The organism is Nocardiopsis lambiniae, from assembly GCF_031845465.1.
GTDB lineage: Bacteria > Actinomycetota > Actinomycetes > Streptosporangiales > Streptosporangiaceae > Nocardiopsis > Nocardiopsis lambiniae.
Window position 1 is genome coordinate 33414 of sequence record NZ_JAVREP010000011.1, and the last position, 21038, is coordinate 54451.

20 protein-coding genes are annotated in these 21038 nt (G+C 73.6%); 9 read left to right on the forward strand and 11 right to left on the reverse strand.

Annotation, left to right across the window (positions count from 1 at the left end; translation table 11 throughout):
• Positions 1–15 precede the first annotated feature (15 nt).
• A complete protein-coding gene (locus tag RM479_RS17105) occupies positions 16–666 on the reverse strand; it encodes a hypothetical protein (RefSeq protein ID WP_274811996.1) in 651 nt (216 codons plus the stop codon).
• Between the two features lie 56 nt (positions 667–722).
• On the opposite strand from RM479_RS17105, the gene RM479_RS17110 reads away from it, so the two are divergent.
• Positions 723–986: a hypothetical protein gene (locus tag RM479_RS17110; protein ID WP_311512883.1), complete on the forward strand. Its 264-nt coding sequence runs from the start codon at positions 723–725 to the stop codon at positions 984–986.
• A gap of 35 nt (positions 987–1021) precedes the next feature.
• Here RM479_RS17110 and RM479_RS17115 read toward each other — a convergent pair whose 3' ends face one another.
• On the reverse strand, positions 1022–1456 hold the full coding sequence (locus tag RM479_RS17115) for a very short patch repair endonuclease (protein WP_311512715.1): 435 nt from the start codon (positions 1454–1456) through the stop codon (positions 1022–1024).
• A 53-nt stretch (positions 1457–1509) separates the two neighbouring features.
• Here RM479_RS17115 and RM479_RS17120 point away from each other — a divergent pair, with 53 nt between their 5' ends.
• Together RM479_RS17120 and RM479_RS17125 are read left to right on the forward strand one after the other, a co-directional pair.
• Positions 1510–2697 carry a DNA cytosine methyltransferase gene (locus tag RM479_RS17120; RefSeq protein WP_311512716.1) on the forward strand — a complete coding sequence of 396 codons (1188 nt, stop codon included), beginning with the start codon at positions 1510–1512 and terminating at the stop codon, positions 2695–2697.
• 89 nt (positions 2698–2786) lie between these two features.
• Positions 2787–3539, forward strand: a complete 753-nt coding sequence (locus RM479_RS17125; protein ID WP_311512717.1) for a thioesterase II family protein — start codon at positions 2787–2789, stop codon at positions 3537–3539.
• A gap of 253 nt (positions 3540–3792) precedes the next feature.
• Here RM479_RS17125 and RM479_RS17130 read toward each other — a convergent pair whose 3' ends face one another.
• The gene (locus RM479_RS17130; protein WP_311512718.1) at positions 3793–4416 is read right to left on the reverse strand and encodes a TetR/AcrR family transcriptional regulator; all 624 of its coding nucleotides are present in this window, start codon (positions 4414–4416) and stop codon (positions 3793–3795) included.
• A gap of 127 nt (positions 4417–4543) precedes the next feature.
• Here RM479_RS17130 and RM479_RS17135 point away from each other — a divergent pair, with 127 nt between their 5' ends.
• Both RM479_RS17135 and RM479_RS17140 read left to right on the forward strand, forming a co-directional pair.
• Positions 4544–7795 carry a cytochrome P450 gene (locus RM479_RS17135; protein WP_311512719.1) on the forward strand — a complete coding sequence of 1084 codons (3252 nt, stop codon included), beginning with the start codon at positions 4544–4546 and terminating at the stop codon, positions 7793–7795.
• A gap of 321 nt (positions 7796–8116) precedes the next feature.
• A complete protein-coding gene (locus RM479_RS17140) occupies positions 8117–8638 on the forward strand; it encodes a GNAT family N-acetyltransferase (protein WP_311512720.1) in 522 nt (173 codons plus the stop codon).
• 61 nt (positions 8639–8699) lie between these two features.
• On the opposite strand, the gene RM479_RS17145 is transcribed toward RM479_RS17140, so the two are convergent.
• Together RM479_RS17145 and RM479_RS17150 are read right to left on the reverse strand one after the other, a co-directional pair.
• Entirely contained in the window at positions 8700–9578 is an 879-nt protein-coding gene (locus RM479_RS17145) for an aldo/keto reductase (protein ID WP_311512721.1), read from the reverse strand.
• Between the two features lie 451 nt (positions 9579–10029).
• On the reverse strand, positions 10030–10182 hold the full coding sequence (locus tag RM479_RS17150; RefSeq protein ID WP_311512722.1) for a hypothetical protein: 153 nt from the start codon (positions 10180–10182) through the stop codon (positions 10030–10032).
• 25 nt (positions 10183–10207) lie between these two features.
• On the opposite strand from RM479_RS17150, the gene RM479_RS17155 reads away from it, so the two are divergent.
• Positions 10208–10729: a CGNR zinc finger domain-containing protein gene (locus tag RM479_RS17155; RefSeq protein WP_311512723.1), complete on the forward strand. Its 522-nt coding sequence runs from the start codon at positions 10208–10210 to the stop codon at positions 10727–10729.
• Positions 10730–10958: 229 nt separating this feature from the next.
• On the opposite strand, the gene RM479_RS17160 is transcribed toward RM479_RS17155, so the two are convergent.
• Positions 10959–11777, reverse strand: coding sequence for an IclR family transcriptional regulator domain-containing protein (locus tag RM479_RS17160; protein ID WP_311512724.1), 819 nt, complete (start codon positions 11775–11777; stop codon positions 10959–10961).
• Positions 11778–11960: 183 nt separating this feature from the next.
• Here RM479_RS17160 and pcaD point away from each other — a divergent pair, with 183 nt between their 5' ends.
• The gene (gene pcaD, locus RM479_RS17165) at positions 11961–12740 is read left to right on the forward strand and encodes a 3-oxoadipate enol-lactonase (protein ID WP_311512725.1); all 780 of its coding nucleotides are present in this window, start codon (positions 11961–11963) and stop codon (positions 12738–12740) included.
• 109 nt (positions 12741–12849) lie between these two features.
• Here pcaD and RM479_RS17170 read toward each other — a convergent pair whose 3' ends face one another.
• From RM479_RS17170 to RM479_RS17180, 3 genes are all read right to left on the reverse strand, one after another.
• The gene (locus tag RM479_RS17170; RefSeq protein ID WP_311512726.1) at positions 12850–13689 is read right to left on the reverse strand and encodes an SAM-dependent methyltransferase; all 840 of its coding nucleotides are present in this window, start codon (positions 13687–13689) and stop codon (positions 12850–12852) included.
• 346 nt (positions 13690–14035) lie between these two features.
• Positions 14036–14713 (reverse strand): hypothetical protein, encoded by a 678-nt coding sequence (locus RM479_RS17175; RefSeq protein WP_311512727.1) that lies wholly within the window; start codon positions 14711–14713, stop codon positions 14036–14038.
• On the reverse strand, positions 14710–17631 hold the full coding sequence (locus RM479_RS17180) for a DEAD/DEAH box helicase (RefSeq protein WP_311512884.1): 2922 nt from the start codon (positions 17629–17631) through the stop codon (positions 14710–14712). The genes RM479_RS17175 and RM479_RS17180 overlap by 4 nt, the downstream gene beginning before the upstream one ends.
• A 198-nt stretch (positions 17632–17829) precedes the next feature.
• On the opposite strand from RM479_RS17180, the gene RM479_RS17185 reads away from it, so the two are divergent.
• Positions 17830–18072 carry a hypothetical protein gene (locus RM479_RS17185; RefSeq protein ID WP_311512728.1) on the forward strand — a complete coding sequence of 81 codons (243 nt, stop codon included), beginning with the start codon at positions 17830–17832 and terminating at the stop codon, positions 18070–18072.
• 67 nt (positions 18073–18139) lie between these two features.
• On the opposite strand, the gene RM479_RS17190 is transcribed toward RM479_RS17185, so the two are convergent.
• A complete protein-coding gene (locus tag RM479_RS17190; protein WP_311512729.1) occupies positions 18140–19525 on the reverse strand; it encodes an MFS transporter in 1386 nt (461 codons plus the stop codon).
• Positions 19526–19537: 12 nt separating this feature from the next.
• Positions 19538–20353, reverse strand: a complete 816-nt coding sequence (locus RM479_RS17195) for a glycerophosphodiester phosphodiesterase (RefSeq protein WP_311512730.1) — start codon at positions 20351–20353, stop codon at positions 19538–19540.
• 155 nt (positions 20354–20508) lie between these two features.
• Between RM479_RS17195 and RM479_RS17200 the strand changes: the two genes are divergently transcribed.
• Positions 20509–20991, forward strand: a complete 483-nt coding sequence (locus tag RM479_RS17200; protein ID WP_311512731.1) for an Rv3235 family protein — start codon at positions 20509–20511, stop codon at positions 20989–20991.
• The last annotated feature ends 47 nt before the right edge of the window (positions 20992–21038 follow it).

A 21038-nucleotide genomic window follows, 5' to 3' on the forward strand; every position in this document is an offset into this window, starting at 1 on the left:
GGGGGTCGGTCGCCCTCACTCCCGCGGCAGCGACACGGCGATCTCCCCGCCCAGGGCGTGGCCGCCCTCCAGCCGCAGGTCGTCGCCGCTCCAGAACCGTCCCGGGTCGTAGTAGCCGGGTCGCCGGCCGGCCGGCAGCAGCCCCATCTCCTCGTAGGTCAGGGCGATGACCTCCGCGCAGTAGGCGGTCTCCAGGGCGCGTTCGCCCTGCTCGACCTCCGAACGCCGACGCAGGAACGACGGCCGGCGCAACGGCATCCGACCCCGCGCCCACCGCCCGGCCAGCTGCGCGGTGGAGGGGAAGGGCGTGCCGTCCAGCCGCGCGATGACGCGCAGCACGGCGTCCTCCATCTCCCGGCCCACCTCCGGGTCGATCTGGCGCAACCAGCCGCGCTGCCCGTACTTGCGCCCCCACACCACGACGGCGTCGCGCAGATCGTGCAACTGCACGCCGCGCTGGTGCTGCCCCGTCCACATGTCCGGGAGGGAGCGGCCCAGCTCGGCGTGCCACATCAACGGCGGCAGGTCGTCGATCACCACGGACATGCCCACGTGGTTGACCGGGCTGTTGGTGGTGATCTGAATGGCGCGGTCGGCGGCGCTGCTCCCCCGGAAGACCCACACGTCGCCGGTGCGGGTGAGTTCCAGGGCTCGGTCCAAGGACATCTCGGTGTCTACCACACCGCTAGCCTAGGCACATGCGATGGTGGAAGGTCCTCGGAGTGGCCGCGTTCGTGGGCGTGGCGGCCACCGGTGCGGCGATCGCCCGTGCCGAACGACAGCGCCGCGCCTACACCCCCGACCAGGTGCGCGACCGGTTGCGCGAACGGCTGGCCCAGGCCGAGGCCTCCGCCGGACCGGAGGTGGGCGTCCCCGAACAGGGGGAATCCGCGCCGGGGCGGCTGCGGCGCCTGCTGGGCCGGGTGCGCGCCCTCGCCGGGAGGATTCCGGGCCGGTTCGGCCGCCAGGTCGACCCCCAGGGCTGATCGGCGCTCGAAGCCGTGGCCGGATCCGGCCATTCTCAGGCCGCGCCGTCCGTCTCGCGCACGGCCTCGACGATCCGTCCGGCCACCTCGGTGGGCTCCTCGTGCTCCCAGAACCGCAGCACGGTCCATCCCGCCTCGGTGAGCCGACGGTCGGTGTCGGCGTCACGGGACCGGTTGGTCTCCACCTTCTCCGACCAGTAGGCGGCGTTCGTGCGCGCCCGGGTGTGGTGCTCGGGGCAGCCGTGCCAGAAGCAGCCGTCGATGAAGACCGCCACGCGCCGTCGGGTGAACACCAGGTCGGCGGTGCGGCGCAGCGTGGGCACGGGACGCGCCGAGACCCGGTAGCGCAGCCCTGCGGCGTGCACCAGCCGCCGCACGGCCAGCTCGGGTCCGGTGTCGCGGCCCTTGTTGGACCGCATGCTCTTGCGGACGCCCTCGTTGAGCGCCCCGGTGGGCCTGGGAACCGCCATGGCCGCATCCTAGACCCCACCCGCGACGGGTCGGTCTCTGTACGCTGAGCCCCATGTCCAGCGACGACACCTTCACCGTCCTCGACCTCTTCGCCGGGTGCGGCGGCCTCTCCACCGGGTTCCACGCCTTCGTCCCCGAGGGCGGGGGCGAGAGGGCCTTTCGCGCGGTGGGCGCGGTGGAGATGGACCTGGCGGCGGCCTCCACCTACGCGGTCAACACCGGGCTGGACTCCGCTCGGGTGCACGCCGGTCGCATCGAGGACTGGGATCCGGCCGCGATCCCCGAGCGGGTCGACCTCATCCTGGGCGGCCCGCCCTGTCAGGGGTTCTCCTCGCTCAACCACAAGAACCGCAGGCCGGTGGGCTCCGATGACGTGCGCAACCGGCTCTGGCGCGAGTACGCCCGGGCGGTGCGGGTCCTGGAGCCGCGGGCGTTCATCATCGAGAACGTCGACCGGTTCTTCCGCTCCCCGGAGTTCGCGCTGCTCAAGGCGGCGACGGAGGATCCCGACGGTGAACTGCGCGATTACGTGCTCACCGCCGAGCGGGTCGTCAACGCCGCCGACCACGGGGTCCCCCAGGCCCGGCGTCGGGCCATCCTGCTCGCCACCCACCGGGACCTGGTCTCCTCCCACCCCTCGGGGCGGGGGTTGGTCTACCCCGATCCCACCCACGCCAAGGCGCCGGGCGCGGGGTCGTTGGCGCCGTGGGTGAGCGCCGCGACGGTGTTCGACCGCACCCCGGCCGGCACCTCGACCACGGTGCTGCCCGATCGGGTCTGTGCTCCGTTGGGCGCTCGGATCCGCGGTCCGTTCACCATGGCCGAGCTGCACGTGGGCCGGAATCCGACCGCGCGTTCGCTGCTGCGCTACGCGAGGATCCCGCCCGGCGGCAACCGGTGGGACCTGCCGCCGGAGCTGTCCACGCGGGGGTGGCTGCGGCATCGGGGCGGGTCCGGCGACGTCATGGGGCGCATGCACCGGGACCGGCCGTCGGTGACCATCCGCACCGAGTTCTACAAACCGGAGAAGGGACGTTACCTGCATCCGACCGAGCATCGGCCGATCACCCACCTGGAGGCGGCCCGGATCCAGGGGTTCCCCGAGGACTTCCTGTGGTGCGGCAGCAAGACCCAGATCGCCCGGCAGATCGGCAATGCCGTGCCGGTGGGGCTGGCCGCGGCCCTGGCCGGGAGCGTGTACGCCTACCTCACCGGGGCGCCGGTGCCCGCGACCGGCTGAACCCCCGTGTTACCGATGGGTGTTACCGGCTGGTAGGTTCGCGATGTCGCGGCGGACCCGTCGCGGGTGGACCTCGACGGGGGAGTGCGGTGAGGCGGGAGACCCTGATCCGGATCCGGCCCGTGCCCGAGAAGGGCTTTCGGCTGTTCGTCCTGCACCACGCGGGCGGTTCGGCGCAGGCCTACCGTCCCTGGGTGCGCCACCTGCCGCCCGACTGGGACGTGTGCCTGCTCCAGGCCCCGGGCCGCGACGGCACGGACGCCCCGATGCGCGACGGCCGTGCACTGGCCGAGTTCCTGTACCCGCACGTCACCGCCGAACACGACCGGCCCTTCGGGCTGTTCGGCCACAGCATGGGCGCGCTCGTCGCCTATGAGATCGCCCTGCTCGCCGTCGCCGGAGAGGGGCCCGCGCCCGCCTGGCTGGGGATGTCGGCGTGGAGTCCCGAGCCCGGACCCGAACGGGACGAACCCCGCCACCTGCTGCCCGACGAGCGGCTCCGTAGGGGCCTGGCCCGCATGGGCGGCACCTCCGCGGGCATCCTGGACGACCCCGACCGGTGGCGGGCCGCCGCGCCCCTGATCCGCGCCGACCTGGAACTCGTCGACACCTGGCGGCCCCCTACGGGGATCCCGCCGTTGCGGGTGCCCGTCTCCGCGTTCGCCGGTGCCGACGACATCGGGATGCCGCCCGAGCGCATGGACGCCTGGCGCGATCACGTCGACGGTCCGCTCGTCCGGCACACCCTGAGCGGGGGACACTTCTACTTCGTCGGACGGATCGCCGACGTGGCGGCCCGCATCACCGCCGACGTCCGCACCGCCGTGGGCGCCTGCGTCTGACCCCCGCCCCGCCCGACCGCTCGACCCTGTCCGGGACCCCGGGTGCGTTTCGCGCGGTCCCGGAACAGGGGTCCTCGGGCGTGGGCGACGGATCATTGCGCCTCGCGGCCTCCGGGCCTCCTCTCGCCGCGCCGTCTTCGCTGGCCGGCCCCGGGCCGACCCGCGCCCGCCGTCCTGCGAGAGACCGCCCGGAGGCGGCTCGTGTCACTCGGCGCGAGCGCGGAAGCGAACGAGGGCATCCGCCGAACACGTCCTAGACGTGCTCGGGGAGCGGGAGGGAGCCCAGGGCGAGGGCGACGGTGGCGGCGCTGATCTGCTCCAGGCAGCGCCGTTCGGCCTCCTCGTCGGGGGCGGCCAGGTGCTGGGAGAGCAGTCCTTCGAACGCGGCCAGGAAGAAGCGCGCCACCGTCGGCGCCGGTAGCGCCAGCGCGGCGCCGCTGCGCTCGGCCAGGGTGGTCAACAGCTCGGCCGTGATCCCGCGCATGTTCATCGTGTGCTCGGCGTGGGTCCGCCGCAGTACCGGGTCGCGCAGCGCGTGCGTCTCCAGTTCGCTCCACAGCGTGTTGGCCCCGTCGTCCTCCACGCTGGCCCGCCACAGCACGCGGACGGTGTGCGCCAGCGCCTCGGCGAATCCGCCCTCGACCGGGTGCTCGGCGACCGGGCGCACCTGGTCCACGACCCGACGTCCCAGTTCCTCGAACACGGCCCGGGTGAACTCCGCCTTGGAGCCGAACACGTAGTGCACCGTCATCTGCGCCACGCCCAGTTCGGCGGCCACGGCGCGGGTGCTGCCGGCGGCCATCCCCTCGCGCTTCATCAGATCGATCGCGGCGTCGATGAGCTGGGAGCGCCGTTCTGCGGCGGGGACGTGGGCCATGGTCCCCATGGTAGCGAAGCGGGCACATGACTTTGTCGCTTGACATAGTTGTGTAACTTGGTCATATGACAAAGTCGGTTGCACGCCTTCAGGGGAGGCGTGACCGACCCAGCCGAAGGAGGCTCCCGTGAGCACGTTCGTTCCGGAGACCACGGCCACCCCGGAGGGCACGGCCGCCGCGCGGACCGTCCCCATCCCCGAGCCCCCGGGCCTGCCGTTGCTCGGCAACACCCTCGATCTCCTCGGCGCGCGCGACTTCATCCGCTCCACCCTCGACCTGACCCGCAGGATGGGCCCGATCCTGCGTCTGCGCCTGCCCGGCCAGAACCTCGTCATCGTCACCGGCGGCGACCTGGTCGCCGAACTCTCCGACCAGACGCGGTTCCGCAAGAACGTCCACGAGGACCTGGAGTTCCTGCGCGCCCTGGCCGGCGACGGCCTCTTCACCGCCTACGGCGACGAACCCAACTGGCGCAAGGCCCACGACGTCCTGCTGCCCGCCTTCTCCCTGGGCGCCATGCGCGGCTACCACGGCACCATGCTCGACGTCGCCCGCGGCCTCCTCGGCGCCTGGGACCGCGCCGCGACCGACGGCACGACCGTCGACGTCTCCGCCGACACGACCCGCCTGACCTTCGACACCATCGGCCGCTGCGGGTTCGGATTCGACTTCGGCTCCTTCGAGCGCACCGACCCCCACCCGTTCATCGCCGCCCTGGGCCGCGCGCTGTCCCACGCGCAAAGACGCGCCACCTACCTGCCGGGCACCGAGCCCCTGCACGTGGCCGCCAACCGCGCCTTCCGCCGTGACGTGGCCTTCATGGAGGAGACCGTCGACGACGTCATCCGGGCCCGCCGCGCCTCCGGCGACACCTCCACCGCCGACCTGCTCGGCCGCATGCTGCACACCCCCGACCCGGTCACCGGTCGCCCCCTGGACGACGTCAACATCCGCCACCAGGTCATCACGTTCCTCATCGCCGGACACGAGACCACCAGCGGCGCCCTCTCCTTCGCCCTGCACCACCTCACCAAGCACCCCGAGGCGCTGGCCCGCGCCCGTGCCGAGGTGGACGCCCTGTGGGGCGACACCGACCGCCCCGATCCCGAACACGACGACGTGGGCCGACTGCGCTACGTCCGCCAGGTCCTCAACGAGGCGCTGAGGCTGTGGCCCACCGCCCCCGCCTTCGCCGTCGAACCCCTGGAGGACACCGTCATCGGCGGCCGTCACCCCGTCTCCGCGGGCGAGAGCCTGCTGATCTTCACCCCCCGACTGCACCGGGGCCCCGGCTGGGGCGACAACGTCGAACTGTTCGACCCCGACCGCTTCTCGCCCGAACGCGAACGGGAGCGCCCCGCCCACCTGTTCAAGCCCTTCGGCGGAGGCGAACGCGCCTGCATCGGCCGCCAGTTCGCCCTTCACGAGGCCGTCCTGGTCCTGGGCCTGCTCGTGCACCGGTACCGCTTCCTCGACCACGAGGACTACGAGTTGAGGATCAAGGAGACCCTCACGATCAAACCCGACGGCTTCACCCTGCGCCTGGCACGCCGCACCCCGGCCGACCGACGCCTCCCCGAGGCGGCCGGCGCCGCCGGTCCGGTCGCCGCGTCGCCGACCCCGCGCACCGCCGTGCGGCGCGCGCCCGGCACCGCCCTGACGGTCCTGTACGGCTCCAACCTCGGCACCTGTGCCGGGCTCGCCCGCGACCTGGCCGCCGACGCCGCCGAGGCGGGCTTCGCGCCCCGGGTGCGCGCCCTCGACGAGGCCACGGGCGCGCTCGACCCCGCGGACGGTCCCGTCCTCATCGTCGCCGCCTCCTACAACGGTCGCCCCACCGACGACGCGGTCGCCTTCCTGGAATGGCTGCCCACCCTGGGCCCCGGGGACCTGGACGGGCTGCGCCACGCCGTCCTGGGTGTGGGGGACCGCAACTGGTCGGCCACCTACCAGCGGATCCCCACCCTCCTCGACGACCACCTGGGCGCGGCGGGATCCACCCGGCTGGCCGAGCGCGCCGTCGCCGACACCTCCGGCGACTTCGCCTCCGTCGTGACCGACTGGACCACCCGGGTCCTGGACCTCCTCCTCGACGCCCACGGCGCACCCGTCGCCGACGCCGGTGCCCCCGTCGAACCGGGGGAGGGGGCCGACGCCCCGCCCTACGCCCTCGTCGACGCCCCGGCCACGGCCCTGGACGGCCTCGCCGCCCGTCACGGTCTGCGCCCCATGCGGATCCTGGCCGTCGGCGACCTCGCCGACACCTCCCATCCCCTGGGCCGACCCAAACGCCTCGTGCGCCTGGCCCTGCCCGCGGGGGAGGCCTACCGCACCGGCGATCACCTGGCCGTCCTGCCGCGCAACTCCCCCGACCTGGTCGAACGGGTCATCGTCCGGCTGGGTGTGGATCCCCGTCGCACCGTGCGCCTGGAGCCCCGTCGGCGCACCCGTTCACCGCTGCCGGTGGACCGCCCCCTCGCCCTCGGCGCGCTGCTCGCCGAGGTCGTCGAACTCCAGGCGCCCGCCACCCGCGATCAGGTGCGGACCCTGGTCGGCCACACCCCCTGCCCGTTCACCGCGCGCGCCCTGGGCGACCTCGCCGACGCGGAGGCGTTCGCCGACCGGCTCGCCGGCCGCAGCGTCCTGGACCTGCTTGAGGAGCACCCGGCCTGCGACCTGCCCTTCGAGCACTACCTGGGCGTGCTCCCGGCCCTGACCCCACGTCATTACTCGATCTCCTCGGCCGCCGAGACCGATCCCGACACGGTGGACCTGATGATCTCCCCACTCACCGCCCCGCACCGCTCGGGGCGGGGCGAGTACCGGGGCACCGCCTCGCACTTCATGGCCGGCTCGACGGAGGGCGAGGAGGTGCGCGCCCGGGTCCTTCCCGCCGCCGACGCCTTCCGGGTGCCGCTCGACCCCGACGTCCCGGTGATCATGATCGCCGCCGGGACCGGTCTGGCGCCCTTCCGGGGCGCCGTGGCCGCGCGCCGACACCACGGGAGGGGCGGCCGGGCCCTGCTGTACTTCGGTTGCGATCACCCCGACGTCGACCACCTCTACCGGGAGGAGCTGGAGGAGGCCGCGGCGGCCGGCGCGGTGACGCTGCGACCGACGTTCTCGGCGGCCCCGGTGGCGGGGGCGCGGTTCGTCCAGGACCGGATCCTCGCCGAGGCGGACGAGGTCCTGGAACTGCTGGGGGCGGGCGGGCGCGTGTTCGTGTGCGGTGACGGCCGGGCCATGGCGCCCGGGGTGCGCGCGGCGTTCGTCCGACTGCGCCGGGAGGCCCTCGGATGCGATGAGGAGACGGCCGGCGCGTGGCTGGAGGGCCTCATCGCCGACGGGCGTTACACCGAGGACGTCTGGGCGGGGTGATCCCGGGGCGCCGAACGGATCGGCGCCCCGGGAGGCCCGGGTCCGTCCCCCACGGCCGGGGCCCGGGCGGTTCCCCGGTCGGGTCGCGGGGGAGTCGGTCCGCGGCGCCCCCAAGATTGGGAGCGCTCCCACGCCGGGGGTTCCACGATAAGGGACGCGGCGACCCTGGGTAAAGGGGGGATGACCAACCGTTTCCGCTCGTTTGGGGCGTGTTCGGGTACCCGGACACCCGATCGGGCCGGAACGCCGTTCCCGGAACGGATGCCGACTCTTGCCCTTGCTCCCCTGTCCCGGTGCTCGCGCTGCCGCTACCGTTGTGTTATGAGCCTTGAGCTGCCGACCGACCGACTGCACATCAGGGAGTGGGAGCTGGACGACGCCGAGGCCGCCCTGGGGATCTACGGGGCGGACGAGGTGGCGCACTGGCTGACGCCGGAATGGCAACCGGTGAACGACGCGGACGCGATGCGCTCGGTCCTGCACGCCTGGATCGAGGCGGGTCCCAACCTCATCCCGCCCGCCGGACGCTGGGCGATCGTCCGCAAGGACGACGACGAACTGGTGGGCGGCCTGTCCCTGAAACTCCTGCCGCCCTACGAGGAGGACTTCGAGCTCACCTGGGCGCTGCGCCCCGACGTCTGGGGTGAGGGCTATGCCACCGAGGCCAGCCGCGCCGTCATCGACTGGGCCTTCGGGCAGGGCATCGAAGAGCTCTTCGCGGTGGCCCGCCCCCACAACCGGCGCGCCATCGCGGTGGCCCGCCGACTGGGCATGGAATGGGTCGGCGAGACGGAGAAGTACTACGACATGCGCCTCCAGGTCTTCCGGCTGCGCCCGAGCTGACCGCGCGTCCGGCGCGGCCCGCCGGAGGCGCGCTCCGACGGGCCCCGGTCCGGGACGCGCCTCAGCTCAGGAAGCCGTCGATGCGCTCGGTCTCCTCCTCGGACAACCGGAGCGCGGCGGCCGCCGTGTTCTCCTCCAGGTGCGCCACCCGTGACGTGCCCGGGATCGGCACCATCACCGGCGACCGGTGCAGCAGCCACGCCAACGCCAACTGCACCGGGGTGACCTCGTGCTCGGCGGCCAGCGCCCTCAGCGGGGAGTCCGGACCGGCCAGCGCGCCCCGGTCCACCGGGGCCCAGGGCAGGAACGCGATCCCGTCCTTCTCGCACTGCTCCAGCACGTCCTCCGACTCCCGGAACGAGGGCGCGTACTGGTTCTGCACCGACGCGATCGGGGTGATGGCCCGGGCCGCGGACAACTCGTCCACGGTCACCTCGCTCAGCCCGATGTGGCGGATCTTGCCCTCGGCGCGCAGGTCGGCCAGGGCGCCGAGCTGGTCGGCCAGCGGCACCTCGGGGTCGATGCGGTGCAGCTGGAACAGGTCCACGCGCTCCACGCCCAGGTTGCGCAGGCTCAACTCCACCTGCTGGCGCAGGTACTCGGGGCGCCCCAGCCGGTGCCACACCCCCGGGCCGGTGCGCAGGAAACCGGCCTTGGTGCCGATGACCAGGTCCTCGGGATAGGGGTACAGCGCCTCCCGGATGAGCTGCTCGCTGATCTGGGGTCCGTAGGAGTCGGCGGTGTCGATGAAGGTGACGCCCAGCTCGACCGCTCTGCGCAGGACCGCCAGCGCCTCGTCACGGTCGCGGGGCGGTCCCCACACCCCTTCTCCGACGATCCGCATGGCCCCGAAGCCGAGCCGGTGGATCGGCAGGTCACCACCGAGGGTGAGGGTCCCCGAGAGTGCGGCGATGCCCGCCGCGTCGTGCTGGTCGGTCACGGTGTCCCTTTCGTCTGCGACGACCACCGGAAACGTGTCCCGGCGGTGTTCCGGGCAGGATCTCAGGCGGCGGCGCGCACCCGCAAGGCGCCACAGGGACCGTGTCCGGGCCGTGGCGGCGGGCCTCGCCCGTCCCGGTGGCCGCTCCAGGGGTGGTGAAGGCGATCTCCCCGGCGACCGGGAGGGGGTGCGCCCCCGGTCCGGGCGACGTGCCCACCGCGCCGGGGCGTGGGCCGCGGGGCCGGCGTCGGCCGTGAGGGGGTCGCCGGCCTCGGCCGGGTGGACGGGCGAGGCCGTGACGGGACCTGGGGCCGGGCTCCCCGCGGTCACGGACACCCGGTCGGTCGCGCGTGCGGCGGTGCCGCCCGCCAGGGCCGACGATTCCCGTCGAGGACGGCCGGGACGTCGGCCGGTCGGCGGGGCGGGCCCGCGAGCGGTGCCGTCGACGTCCTCACCGTCGGTCGGTGGAGGTGGCGGCCACGGTGACGGCGGGGGAGAGGGTGACGCGGCGTCCGCCGCAGGCGCAGTGCTGGTAGGCCACCAGGCCCTCGCTGGTGGTGTGCGCGGAGTCGGTGATCCAGTGGTGTTCGTGCTCGGTACGCATGGGATCAGTCTGATGTAATGGCATTATGCACATCAACCCTTACGGCAGGGATCCGGTGGGACTGGCCGTCGACCTCGTCAACCGGCCCGTCGAGGGCGTCGAGGACCTCGCACGGCGCTGCGCCGACGTCGGCTTCGTCCTGGAACGGGGGATCGACCCCGACGACCTCGCCCGGGTCCGCGCCTTCCTGGAACGCTGGACGGCGGTCGTCGACGCCGCCGACCCGCACGAACGCGCCGAGCGGCTCAACCCCCTGCTCATCGAGTTCGCCTCGGCGCCCCGCCTCACCGACCACACCGGCGACGGCTGGCACCTGCACTATCGTCCCGAGGACCTGCCCGCCCACCGCCAGATCGCCGTGCTCGTCTCCGTCGGCACCGCCCTGCACCTCACCGGCCGGGGCATGGACCGGCTCGGCCGCTGCGCGGCCCGGGGCTGCGACCGCGTCTACGCCGACTTCTCCCGCAACGGTCGCCAACGGTACTGCTCGCCCTCCTGCGGCAACCGCGACGCCGTCCGCCGCCACCGCGCCCGCCACCGGGGGTGACCGCGCCCGCCCGAGGCCCACGCCCCGGGTCCCTCCACCCCGCCGGATGACGGACCCCGGGGCGCAGGAGGGTCCCGGTGCAGGAGGGGAGACCCGTGTCGGCCGCCCCTGAGACCGTCCCGGCCGGACGTCCCGACGGGCCCGCACGCCACGCGGGAATCAGCGGACGCCGCGAGGCGCGCCGCGACCACGACCGTGATACGGGGTGAGCCCTCCCGGGGGGAGGACCTCAGAGGCCGGCGTCGCGCCGGGACACCGACGCCAGGTCCGCCTCGATCCGGGAGGCCGTCTCCACCAGGGCCGGCAGCAGGTCGCGGCGTACGTCCTCGATCGACGAACGACTGGCGTGCGCCGACACGTTGGCCGCCGCGATCACCTTCCCCGTCGTGTCGCGGATGGGCGCGGCCAGCGACCGCAACCCCTCCTCCAGCTCCTGGTCGACGATCGCGTACCCCCGCTCGCGCACCCGGCGCAGTTCGGCGCGCAGCTCCTGGGGATCGGTGACGGTGAACCGGGTCAGCTGTTCCAGGCGCGTCCGCGCCAGGAACGCCTCCAGTTCGTCCTCGTCGCGGTCGGCCAGCAGCACCCGGCCCATCGACGTCGCCACCGCCGGGAAACGGGTGCCCACCCGGATGCCCACCGTCATGATCCGCGAGGTCGCCACCCGCGCCACGTACAGGACGTCGTCACCCTCCAGCACCGACACCGACGCCGACTCGCGCACCCGGGCCGACAGATCCTCCAGGTGCGGCTGGGCGACGTCGGGCAGCCCCGCCGACGCCACGTAGGCGTACCCCAGCTCCAGCACCCGGGGGGTGAGCGAGAACAGGCGGCCGTCCGTGCGCACGTACCCCAGATCGGCCAGGGTCAGCAGGAAGCGGCGGGCCGCGGCCCGGGTCAGGTCCGTCTCCCGGGCCACGTCGCTCAGGGTCATCGAGGGATGCTCGGCGGAGAACGCCCGGATGACGAGCAGACCGCGCTCCAGGGACTGCACGAAGTGGGGGCCGCGTTCCGGATCGGTTCCGGCGGGCTGGGGTTCGACGGGCATCTGGTCTTCCTGGAAGTGGGGACGGACGGGAGAACGGGGCGGGAGACAGGGCCCCCGGTGATGTTCTCATACCGCACACTCGCGCCGGTTCCCCGGAGCCCCCGCACGGTTGGGATGATGGGCCCACCCGACCACCACCGTCACGAGGGCGGGACACCCGCCCCGGAAGGGAACGGCAGGCCCATGAGCGTTGATCTGCACCATGTCGAGAGCGGCCCCGCCGACGCGCCCCCGCTGCTGCTCGGCGGTTCGCTGGGCACCACCACCGCGATGTGGGCACCCCAGGTCGCGGCGCTGTCCACCGTGTTCCGGGTGATCCGGTTCGACCACCGGGGCCACGGCGGCTCCCCGATCCCGCCCGGCCCCTACGGCATGGCCGACCTGGCCGGGGACGTCGTCGCCCTGCTGGACCGGCTGGGCATCGAACGCGCCCACTACGCGGGCCTGTCCATCGGCGGAATGGTGGGCCAGTGGTTGGCGGTCCACCACGCCGACCGGCTCGACCGTCTGGCCCTGCTCGCGACCTCCCCCCACGCCGGACCCGCGGGCCCCTGGCGTGAGCGCGCCGCCCTGGTGCGGGCCCAGGGCACCGGTGCCGTCGCCGACACGGTGGTGAGCCGGTGGTTCACCCCCGGCTTCGCCGCGGAGCACCCGCACGACGTCACCGTGCTCCGCGACCAGATCGCCGCCACCTCCCCGGAGGGCTACGCGGGCTGCTGCGAGGCCGTCGCCGGTCACGACGTGCGCGAGGATCTGGCCGGTGTCACCACGCCCACTCTGGTGATCGCCGGGGCCGAGGACCCCGCGACCCCGCCCGCAGCCCACGCGAACGTCATCGCCGAACGTGTCCCCGGAGCGTGTCTGGTCACCCTGACCGACGCCGCCCACCTGCTGTCCTGGCAGCGGCCCGACGAGGTGAACGCCCTGCTCACCCGGCACTTCTCCACCGGCGCAGGGGAGTAGGGCCTGTTCTTCGAGCGGCCGAGCACGGGACCGAAGCGCGGCGGAGGTCCACAGGAGACACGGCCCGGCCGAGCGCCGCCCGTGCCGCGACACCGGCGGCGCTCTTGCCTCAAGGCTTGACGGCCACTCCCGAGAACTCCCACAACTTCACCGACAGGTCACCCGGCCGGGTGCGCGGCGCGATCTCCGGATGCCGCCAGCTCGCGCAGTCCACGATCCTCGGTTCCTCGTCACGGTCGTCGGCCCACGCGCTGACCGGCTCCAGTCCCTCGAACACCACCCCGGCCTCCTGGGGGCTGCGCACCCGCCCCCACGGGGTGCCGAAGCCCAGCATCTTGTCGGTGGTCCACCTGGCCGCCTCCGGGTCGTCGGAGACGATGTGCGAGTAGATCAGGAAGGACCCCGGGGCCAGCCGTTCCATCAGCCCGGCCACCATCCCGAACGGGTCGGCGCTGTCGGGGACGCAGTGCAGCGTCGACACCAGCATCACGCCCAGGGGCCGGTCCACGTCCAGCAGGGCGTGGGCCTCCGGTGAGGTCAGGATCGACTCCACCCCCTCGGAGAAGTCCGCGTGGAGGAACGCGGCCCCCTGCCCGCCCGCCAGCAGCGCCCTGCCGTGGGCGATGACGATGGGGTCGTTGTCCACGTACAGCACCCGCGAGCCCGGGAGGACGCGCTGGGCGGCCTGGTGGGTGTTGTCCGCCGTGGGCAGCCCGGCGCCCAGGTCGAGGAACTGGTCGATGCCCCGGGCCGCCGCGTACTCCACGGCCCGGGTCAGGAAGGCGCGGTTCTGGTGGGAGAGCGATAGGAACTCGGGGACCTGCGCCAAGAGGACGTCACAGGCCTTCCGGTCCACCTCGAAGTTGTCCTTGCCGCCCAACAGGTAGTCGTACATGCGGGCGACACTGGGTGTCTCCATGTCGATGTCGGGGGGGAAGCGATCGGCCATGAGCGGTCCGGGGCGGCACCCGGCGGCCCGCGCCGGGCAGAGGGCGCCCCTGCCTCCTTCGTCGTGTGAGTGCGGTCGTCGCGTGCGGGGGCGGCGGCACGGAAGAGAGAGGACCTTCCCGGCGGAAGGGGTGGCGGTCGGACGGCGCGGCGCTGTGGACCGGCATCGTCGACCTCCTGTGCTCGGCCGACGCGGCGGCGTCCGCGTCGGAACCGGATCCCGTTTCCGATACGGGAATCCGCCACGCCGTGCGACGTGATCTTCAGCCGAATCGTAACCGCCCGGGTCCGTTCCCACCGGCGTTTTCCCGAGGAAATCCGAAAGCGCGTATTCGATCGGCGGATGTTCACGTTCGAAGGGGTCCGAATGGGGGGAGTTCGTCGGCCACGGCCCCCGGAGCGGCTGTTCTGACGCGATCCCCGGCCCCGGAGGGTATCTCCGGAGGCCCGGGCGGCATCGGTGCGGACCAGAACCCGGCCGCCGAGTTCGGCGCGTGTTCGAAGCGATCGTCACCGTCTTCGATTTTCGCCTCGGAGACATTATCCCCCACCGTCTCCTCTGAGGTCGAAGGTCCTTTTATGGCACCCTCCGCCATGACCTGTGAGCGGAGCGCGAGCCGGTCCCGCCCCGCCCACCGGGTGAGCGTGAACGGATCCCGGTCGGCCTCGGTGCCCAACACCCCCGCCACCGCCCGCAGGTGCGCGCACACGCCGTCCCACCGGTCGCAGGAGCAGGTCGCCACGAGGGCGTCCCACCCCCGGGGCACCAGGTCCACCCCCAACAGCGCGCACACCTCGCCGACCGGCACCGGCAGTTCGCCGGCCAGCACCCGCGCCCGGAACACCTCCTGGGAGGCCAGCGCCGCGCACACCCGACCCCACGCCTCCTCGGTGGGCACCGCGCGGATCAGGCTCACCTCGTGTCCGCCCGCCCGCGCCGTGATCTCGCCCGGGGCCACCGACCACCGCTCGACCGTGCCCGAGCCGGCGCCCAGGCGCCGGGCCACCTCCCGCGACCAGCTCACGCCACGGCCTCCGGCGACAGGCGCACCACCTCGCGCAGGTCCTCCACCGACAACCCCGCCAGCCACTCCTCGCCCGTGGTCACCGCGCCCCGGGCCAGCGCGCTCTTGCGTTCGATCATCTCGTCCACCCGCTCCTCCACGGTGCCCACGCACACCATCTTGCGCACCTGCACGTCGCGCCGCTGCCCGATCCGGAACGCCCGGTCGGTGGCCTGGTCCTCCACCGCCGGGTTCCACCACCGGTCCACGTGGACCACGTGGTTGGCGGCGGTCAGGTTCAGCCCGGTACCGGCCGCCTTCAGCGACAGCAGGAACACGGCCGGGCCGTCCATCGACTGGAACCGTCGCGTCATCTCCTCCCGGTCCGCGCGCGGGGTGCCCCCGTGCAGCCACAGCACCGGAACGCCCAGGCGTGAGCGCAGGTAGGGGGCCAACCGGTCGCCGAACCGGGCGTACTGCGTGAAGCAGAGCGCCCTGTCGCCCTCGGCGGCGGCCTCGCCCAGGATCGACTCCAGCCGGTCCAGCTTCCCGGAGCGGCCCGCCAGGGCCGACCCGTCGCCGAGGAACTGGGCGGGGTGGTTGCAGACCTGTTTGAGCCGGGTCATGGTCGCCAGCACCAGGCCCTTGCGCTCGCGTTCGTCGGCCTCGCGCAGGCGTTCGGTCATCTCGTCGACCACGGCCTTGTACAGCGACGCCTGCTCGGGGGTGAGCGTGCACCAGGTGCGCATCTCGACCTTCTCGGGGAGGTCGGCGATGATCGACCGGTCCGTCTTGAGGCGGCGCAGCACGAACGGGCCGGTCATCCGCCGCACCCGGGCGGTGTCGGGCCCCTCGTCGCCGGCCACGGCCTGCTGGAACGACGCCGCCGAACCCAGCAGGCCCGGGTTGGCGAAGTCCATGATCGACCACAGTTCGCCCAGGTCGTTCTCCACCGGGGTGCCGGTGAGCGCGATCCGGGTGCGCGCCGGCAGGGAGCGCACCGCCTTCGCCTGGAGGGTGTCGTGGTTCTTCAACGCCTGGGCCTCGTCGCACACCACCCGTTCCCAGGGAAGGCCCGCCAGTTCGTCGGTGTCGCGGGCGACCACGCCGTAGGTGGTGACGACCAGGTCGCAGTGGCCCACCAGCCGGGCCAGGGCGTTGGCGTGCGGCCGGTCCGGGCCGTGCTGGACGTGCACCCGCAGGTCGGGGGCGAACCGTTCGGCCTCCCGACGCCAGTTGCCGACCAGCGACACCGGGCACACCAGCAGGGTGGGGCCCGCGTCGCGCCCGCGCGCGTCGGTGAGCAGGGCCAGCAGCTGCACGGTCTTGCCCAGGCCCATGTCGTCGGCGAGCACCGCCCCCAGGCCCAGGTCGCCCAGGAACCGCAGCCAGGAGGCGCCCCGGTCCTGGTAGGGGCGCAGCCGTGCCTTGAACCCGTCGGGTGTGCCCATGGGCCGCCGGTCGGCGGCGGCGCCCCCGTCGAACAGCGCGCCCAGGGGGCCGTCCGCGACGACCTCCTCCACCGGTATCGGCGGGGCCCCGGCCGCTCCGACGGCGGCGCGCACCACCTCCTCGGGGCGCATCCGCCGGCCCCGCTCGGCGATCCACTCCAGGGCGGCCTGGACCCGCTCGGGGTCCATCTGCGTCCACCGGCCGCGCACCCGTACCAGGGAGCGTTTGAGGCGGGCGAGTTCGGCGAGTTCGGCCAGTTCGTCCTCGGTGAGCGGGTCGGCCGCGACCTCGGGGTCGCCGCGCAGCACCGCCTCGAAGGACACGTCGACGAGGTCGGAGGGGCCCACCCCGCCGGTGCCTCGCCTGCCCTTGGCGGGTTCGGCGGTCATCCGCAGGCCCAGCGCGGGGCCCTTGCGCAGCTCGGGGAGGACCACCCCGAACCCGGCGGCGGTCAACCGGGGCGCGGCCTCGGCCACGAACCGCTGGGCGTCCTCGACGTTCAACAGCAGCCGGGTGGGTGCCAGGTCGCCCAGGGCACGGCCCACCAGGGGGTGGTGGCGGGCGGCCCGGCGCAGGTCGGCCAGGGCGGTGACGCCCACGTCGCCGGGCAGCCAGGCGGCGCCCTCGCCCGACCACACCTGTTCCAGTGGCAGTCGCAGCCCGGGGTCGGTCACCGACCGCACCCAGAACTCGACGGTCCAGGGGGTGCCGCGTTCGGGTTCGCGCAGCAGGAACAGCAGGGCGGCGCGGCCCGCGCCGCGCACCCGCGCCCGCCAGTCCCTCAACGCGGGGCGCAACCGTGCGGCGTCCTCGGGGTCCATCGCGCCGTCGTCGTCCACGAGGGCGGTCGCGAGCAGCGCCCCGGGGGAGGCGGCCTCGGCCGGGGGGCCCGTGGGGCGGGCGGCCCGGCGGGCCAGGGCGTCGGTGAGCAGTTCCACGGGGGCCAGCACACAGGATCGGGCGGTCGTGTCGGGCCCCGCGTCGGGCAGGTGGGCGCGGGCCGAGGCGGGCAGGGCGGCGCTCAGCGCGGCCAGGTGTTCCTCGGCCCAGGTCATGGGCGCCGGTCGCCACCGGGCCCGGGGCGGGTCACCGACCAGGTCCGGCAGCACGCACCCGGTCTCCACCAGGGTCCGGGCGAAGGCGTGCACCGCCTTGAGGTGCCGCAGTGACGGGCCGACGTCCCGGGGCATCGTGGCGCACCACCGCTCGGCGGCGGCCGGTGCCAGCCGCAGTCCGGGCACGGTCCAGGTGTGGAACGCCGCCGGTTCCGGGGAGGGGGCGGTGGACCGGTCGGGCGCGGCGGTCGTCCCGGGCAGTCGCAGCTCCAGGGTGACGGTTCCGGCGGGTACCGGGACCAGGTCGCGCAGTGCCCGGTGGCCGAGCGCGAACGGGTGCGGCCGGTCCCCGGCCCGCCCGCCGCCGGGGGCCTCGCCCTCACCCCACACCACCAGCGCGTCCCGATCCCACACACCGTGCAGCACCCGCATCCGTCCCCCCGTTCGCATCGCGTCCCCAGTATCCCGGCCCCCACCGACACCCCGGGCGTGGAGGTGATCGGGTTCGGGCGGGTCCACCGGGCCACGCGCGAACCTCGGCCAGGCCGAGGCGGGGACCTGCCTGGACGAGCCGGTGCGGGTGTCCGGCACCGAGCCGGGCGGGTGGCCCGGCTGGGTCCAGGGTCCGCAGTGGCCCGCGTGCGCGGGCTGGAGGTGATGGAGCACCTGCTCACCGTGGCCTCCTGGGAGTTCTCCCCCGGATCGGAGCGGCTGTGGACGCCGTCGGAGGACCGGGGGGAACAGGAGCGGGACGGGTTCCCGCCCGCGGTGGACCCCACCGGCCCGATGCCGGGCGATGTGGGGTCGATCCAGGTGTTCGAGTGCCGCTCCCGCCCCGGCCGTCCGAGCGCCTTCTCCTTCGACCGCTCCTGACACGCGCGAGGACCCCGGCGCGCGTTGATCCAAGGCGTGCCGGGGCCCTCGCGGTGCACGGACCGGGTCAGAGGCGTGCGGGGACCTCGTTGCCGACGGCGCGGATGCCCTCCTCCATGCGGGTGCGCCACAGCAGGAGGCCGCCGATGATGAAGAAGGCGATCAGCGACACCACCGCCACCCGGTAACCACCGGTCATCGACACCGCGACGGTCACCGCCAGCGACCCCAGGAACGTCGACCCCTTGTCGGAGATCTGGTAGAGGCTGAAGTACTCCGCCTCCCGGCCCTTGGGGATGAGCTGGGAGAACAGCGACCGCGCCAGCGACTGGGTGCCGCCCAGCACCAGGCCGATGCCCACGCCCAGGGCGATGAACATGGGCACGTTCCCCGCCGGCAGGAAGTACGCCGCCGCGACCAGGCCGCCCCAGACGACCAGGGTCGCGAGCACGGTGTTCTTCGCGCCCAGGTACCGGGCCAGCCATCCGGTGGCGAAGGCGCCGCCGAAGGCCACGAACTGGATGATGAGGATCGTCGTGATCAGGATGCCCTGGTCCAGGCCCAGGTCCTGGGTGGCGAACGGGGCGGCGTAGCGGATGGCCGCCTGCACCCCGTCGTTGAAGAAGATGAACGCCACCAGGAACAGGATGGTGTTGGGGTACTTGCGCATGTCCTTGAGCGTGCGTCCGAACTGGCGCAGCGACGCCCCGACCCTGGGTCGGCCGCCCAGGGCCAGCGCCCCGTACCGGTTGCGCAGCGGTCGCAACGACAGGATGGTGAAGCCCACCCACCACACGCCGCAGGAGGCGAACGCGATGCGGGCGGCGTGTCCGGCGTCGATGCCCAGCGCGTCGGCGTTCAGCACCAGCACCAGGTGCACGACCAGCAGCAGCGCCCCGCCCAGGTAGCCGATGCCCCAGCCGGCGACCGACACCCGGTCGCGTTCGTCGGCGGTGGAGATCTCCGGCAGGAACGCGTGGTACACCACGATGGAGAAGCCGTACAGCAGGTTGGCCAGCACGAACAGCGCCGACGCCACCAGGTACCCGTCGGTGGCGAAGTACAGGCCGACGGTGGCCGCCGAGCCGCTGAACGCCAACCAGAACAGCCAGCGCTTCTTGTTCCGGGAGTGGTCGACCATCGACCCGACCACGGGCAGCAGCAGGATCTGCAACAGGATCGCCGCGGTCGTCAGCGCCGGGTACAGCGCGTTGGGGTGCAGCCCGAACAGCCCCAGGGACAGGCCCGGGTCCAGGCAGGCCTCGGCGGTGTCGGCTCCGACCGAGGAGCAGGCCAGGCCGCTCAGGTAGGGGCCGATGAGCACGGTGACCACCGAGGTGATGAACACCGAGTTCGCCCAGTCGTACAGGTACCAGCCGCGTTGCTCACGTCTGCGCTGTGTCGGGTCGGGGGAGGGGCCGGAGTGCGCGGTGGCCTCCGAGGCTTCGGTCATGGTGGGGGTTTCCTATCGGTTGCGGTGCGCGGTGGCGGTGTCGCCGGTCCATCGGCCACGGCGGACCAGGACGTCCCGGAGGGCGGTGATGTTGTCGGTGACGATCCCGTCGACCCCCGCGTCCAGGAGGCGTTCCATCACCTGGGGCTCGTTGACGGTCCACACGTGGACCTGGACGCCGAGCCGGTGGGCGGTGTGGATCAGGTCGCGGCTCAACACGGGGAAGGAACCCTGCCAGAGGGGGATCTGCGCGCACCGCGGGGCCCGGGGGGCCAACGGGCGCAGCAGCCCCGACAGGGAGGCCACGCGCAACCGGGCGACCTCGACGGGGCCGCACGAGGTGGTGACGGGGCGGGGGAGGAGCCGACGGGCCCGGTCGAGGCGGTTCTGGTCGAAGGAGCCCACACAGACCCGGTCCCAGGCGTCGGTACGGCGCAGCACCTCGATGAGGGGTGCCACGGCCCCGTCGGACTTCAGGTCGATGTTGAACCGCGCGTGCGGCCAGGACCCGAGCAGGTCCTCCAGCAGGGGGACGGGCTCGCGACCGCCGACCCGGGCGCGCGCCACCTCGCGGTAGGGCAGGTCGGCGATGGCGCCGTTCATGTCGGTGGTGCGGTCCAGGGTGTCGTCGTGGAACGCCATCAGCACACCGTCGGAGGTGGCGTGGACGTCCGTCTCCAGGTGGGTGTAGCCCATGTCGACGGCGTGCTGGAAGGCCACGGCGGTGTTCTCCAGCTCGGTGTGGCGCACACCCTGGTCGTCGGTGAGCCAGCCGCCCCGGTGGGCGAGGGCCAGCGGGCCGGGGGAGGAAAGGTACGCGTGAGTCACGTTAGGCAGTATGCCTCCTGACCGGGACGTCGTGCCTCGTGGCGGATCGGTCGGTGGCCGAAACGAAACCTGGTATTCCAGGTGGCGATGGGCCGGAGGAGCGTGCTCTGTAGGTGGATGTGACCGGATGTCGTCCATGTGGAAGGGAAACGTTCATGTCCCACTCTCCCGACCGTCACCAGTGCCCCCGCCCGGTCTGCGCGGGCACGGTCGCCCCGCACGCCCGCCGGGGCCGTGCCGCCGACCCGTACCGGCCGATGATCACGCCGGGCCGGACCCCGGTGCGCCGTCCCCTCCCCGGCCGCTGCCGTGCTGTGTTGGAGGGGCACCGGACCCCGGGCGAGGTACGCCTGCTGGCGCAGCAGATGGCCGAGGTCCTGGTGGGGCGGCGCGCCCCGGAGGCGCTGCGCGACCGGTCGAGCCCGGCCGTGCGCGAGGAACTGCGCCGTCTGCGGGGCGCGCTGCCGTGCCGGTCGGCGCCCCGCCTGGAACGGGTCTTCCACCAGCGGTCGGGGGATCGGTTGGAGGCCGGCGCCGTGATCGCCTGCGATCTGCGCTCCCGGGTGTTCGCGTTCGGGGCCCGCCGCCGGGGCGGGGCGTGGGTGTGCACCGACCTGGAGACCGACGGTTCGCTGTGAGCGCCGGGGTGCGGGCGGATCGGTGTTCGAAACTCCCTGGATCTTCC

What these genes read in the sequence shown, in the direction of transcription:
- RM479_RS17150 (WP_311512722.1), bottom strand. Translation starts at nt 10,182, where the DNA reads ATGCGTACCGAGCACGAACACCACTGGATCACCGACTCCGCGCACACC.
- RM479_RS17130 (WP_311512718.1), bottom strand. Translation starts at nt 4,416, where the DNA reads ATGGCCCACGTCCCCGCCGCAGAACGGCGCTCCCAGCTCATCGACGCC.
- RM479_RS17170 (WP_311512726.1), bottom strand. Translation starts at nt 13,689, where the DNA reads ATGGCCGATCGCTTCCCCCCCGACATCGACATGGAGACACCCAGTGTC.
- RM479_RS17160 (WP_311512724.1), bottom strand. Translation starts at nt 11,777, where the DNA reads ATGCCCGTCGAACCCCAGCCCGCCGGAACCGATCCGGAACGCGGCCCC.
- RM479_RS17180 (WP_311512884.1), bottom strand. Translation starts at nt 17,631, where the DNA reads ATGCGGGTGCTGCACGGTGTGTGGGATCGGGACGCGCTGGTGGTGTGG.
- RM479_RS17105 (WP_274811996.1), bottom strand. Translation starts at nt 666, where the DNA reads ATGTCCTTGGACCGAGCCCTGGAACTCACCCGCACCGGCGACGTGTGG.
- RM479_RS17155 (WP_311512723.1), top strand. Translation starts at nt 10,208, where the DNA reads ATGCACATCAACCCTTACGGCAGGGATCCGGTGGGACTGGCCGTCGAC.
- RM479_RS17115 (WP_311512715.1), bottom strand. Translation starts at nt 1,456, where the DNA reads ATGGCGGTTCCCAGGCCCACCGGGGCGCTCAACGAGGGCGTCCGCAAG.
- RM479_RS17140 (WP_311512720.1), top strand. Translation starts at nt 8,117, where the DNA reads ATGAGCCTTGAGCTGCCGACCGACCGACTGCACATCAGGGAGTGGGAG.
- pcaD (WP_311512725.1), top strand. Translation starts at nt 11,961, where the DNA reads ATGAGCGTTGATCTGCACCATGTCGAGAGCGGCCCCGCCGACGCGCCC.
- RM479_RS17200 (WP_311512731.1), top strand. Translation starts at nt 20,509, where the DNA reads ATGTCCCACTCTCCCGACCGTCACCAGTGCCCCCGCCCGGTCTGCGCG.
- RM479_RS17120 (WP_311512716.1), top strand. Translation starts at nt 1,510, where the DNA reads ATGTCCAGCGACGACACCTTCACCGTCCTCGACCTCTTCGCCGGGTGC.
- RM479_RS17190 (WP_311512729.1), bottom strand. Translation starts at nt 19,525, where the DNA reads ATGACCGAAGCCTCGGAGGCCACCGCGCACTCCGGCCCCTCCCCCGAC.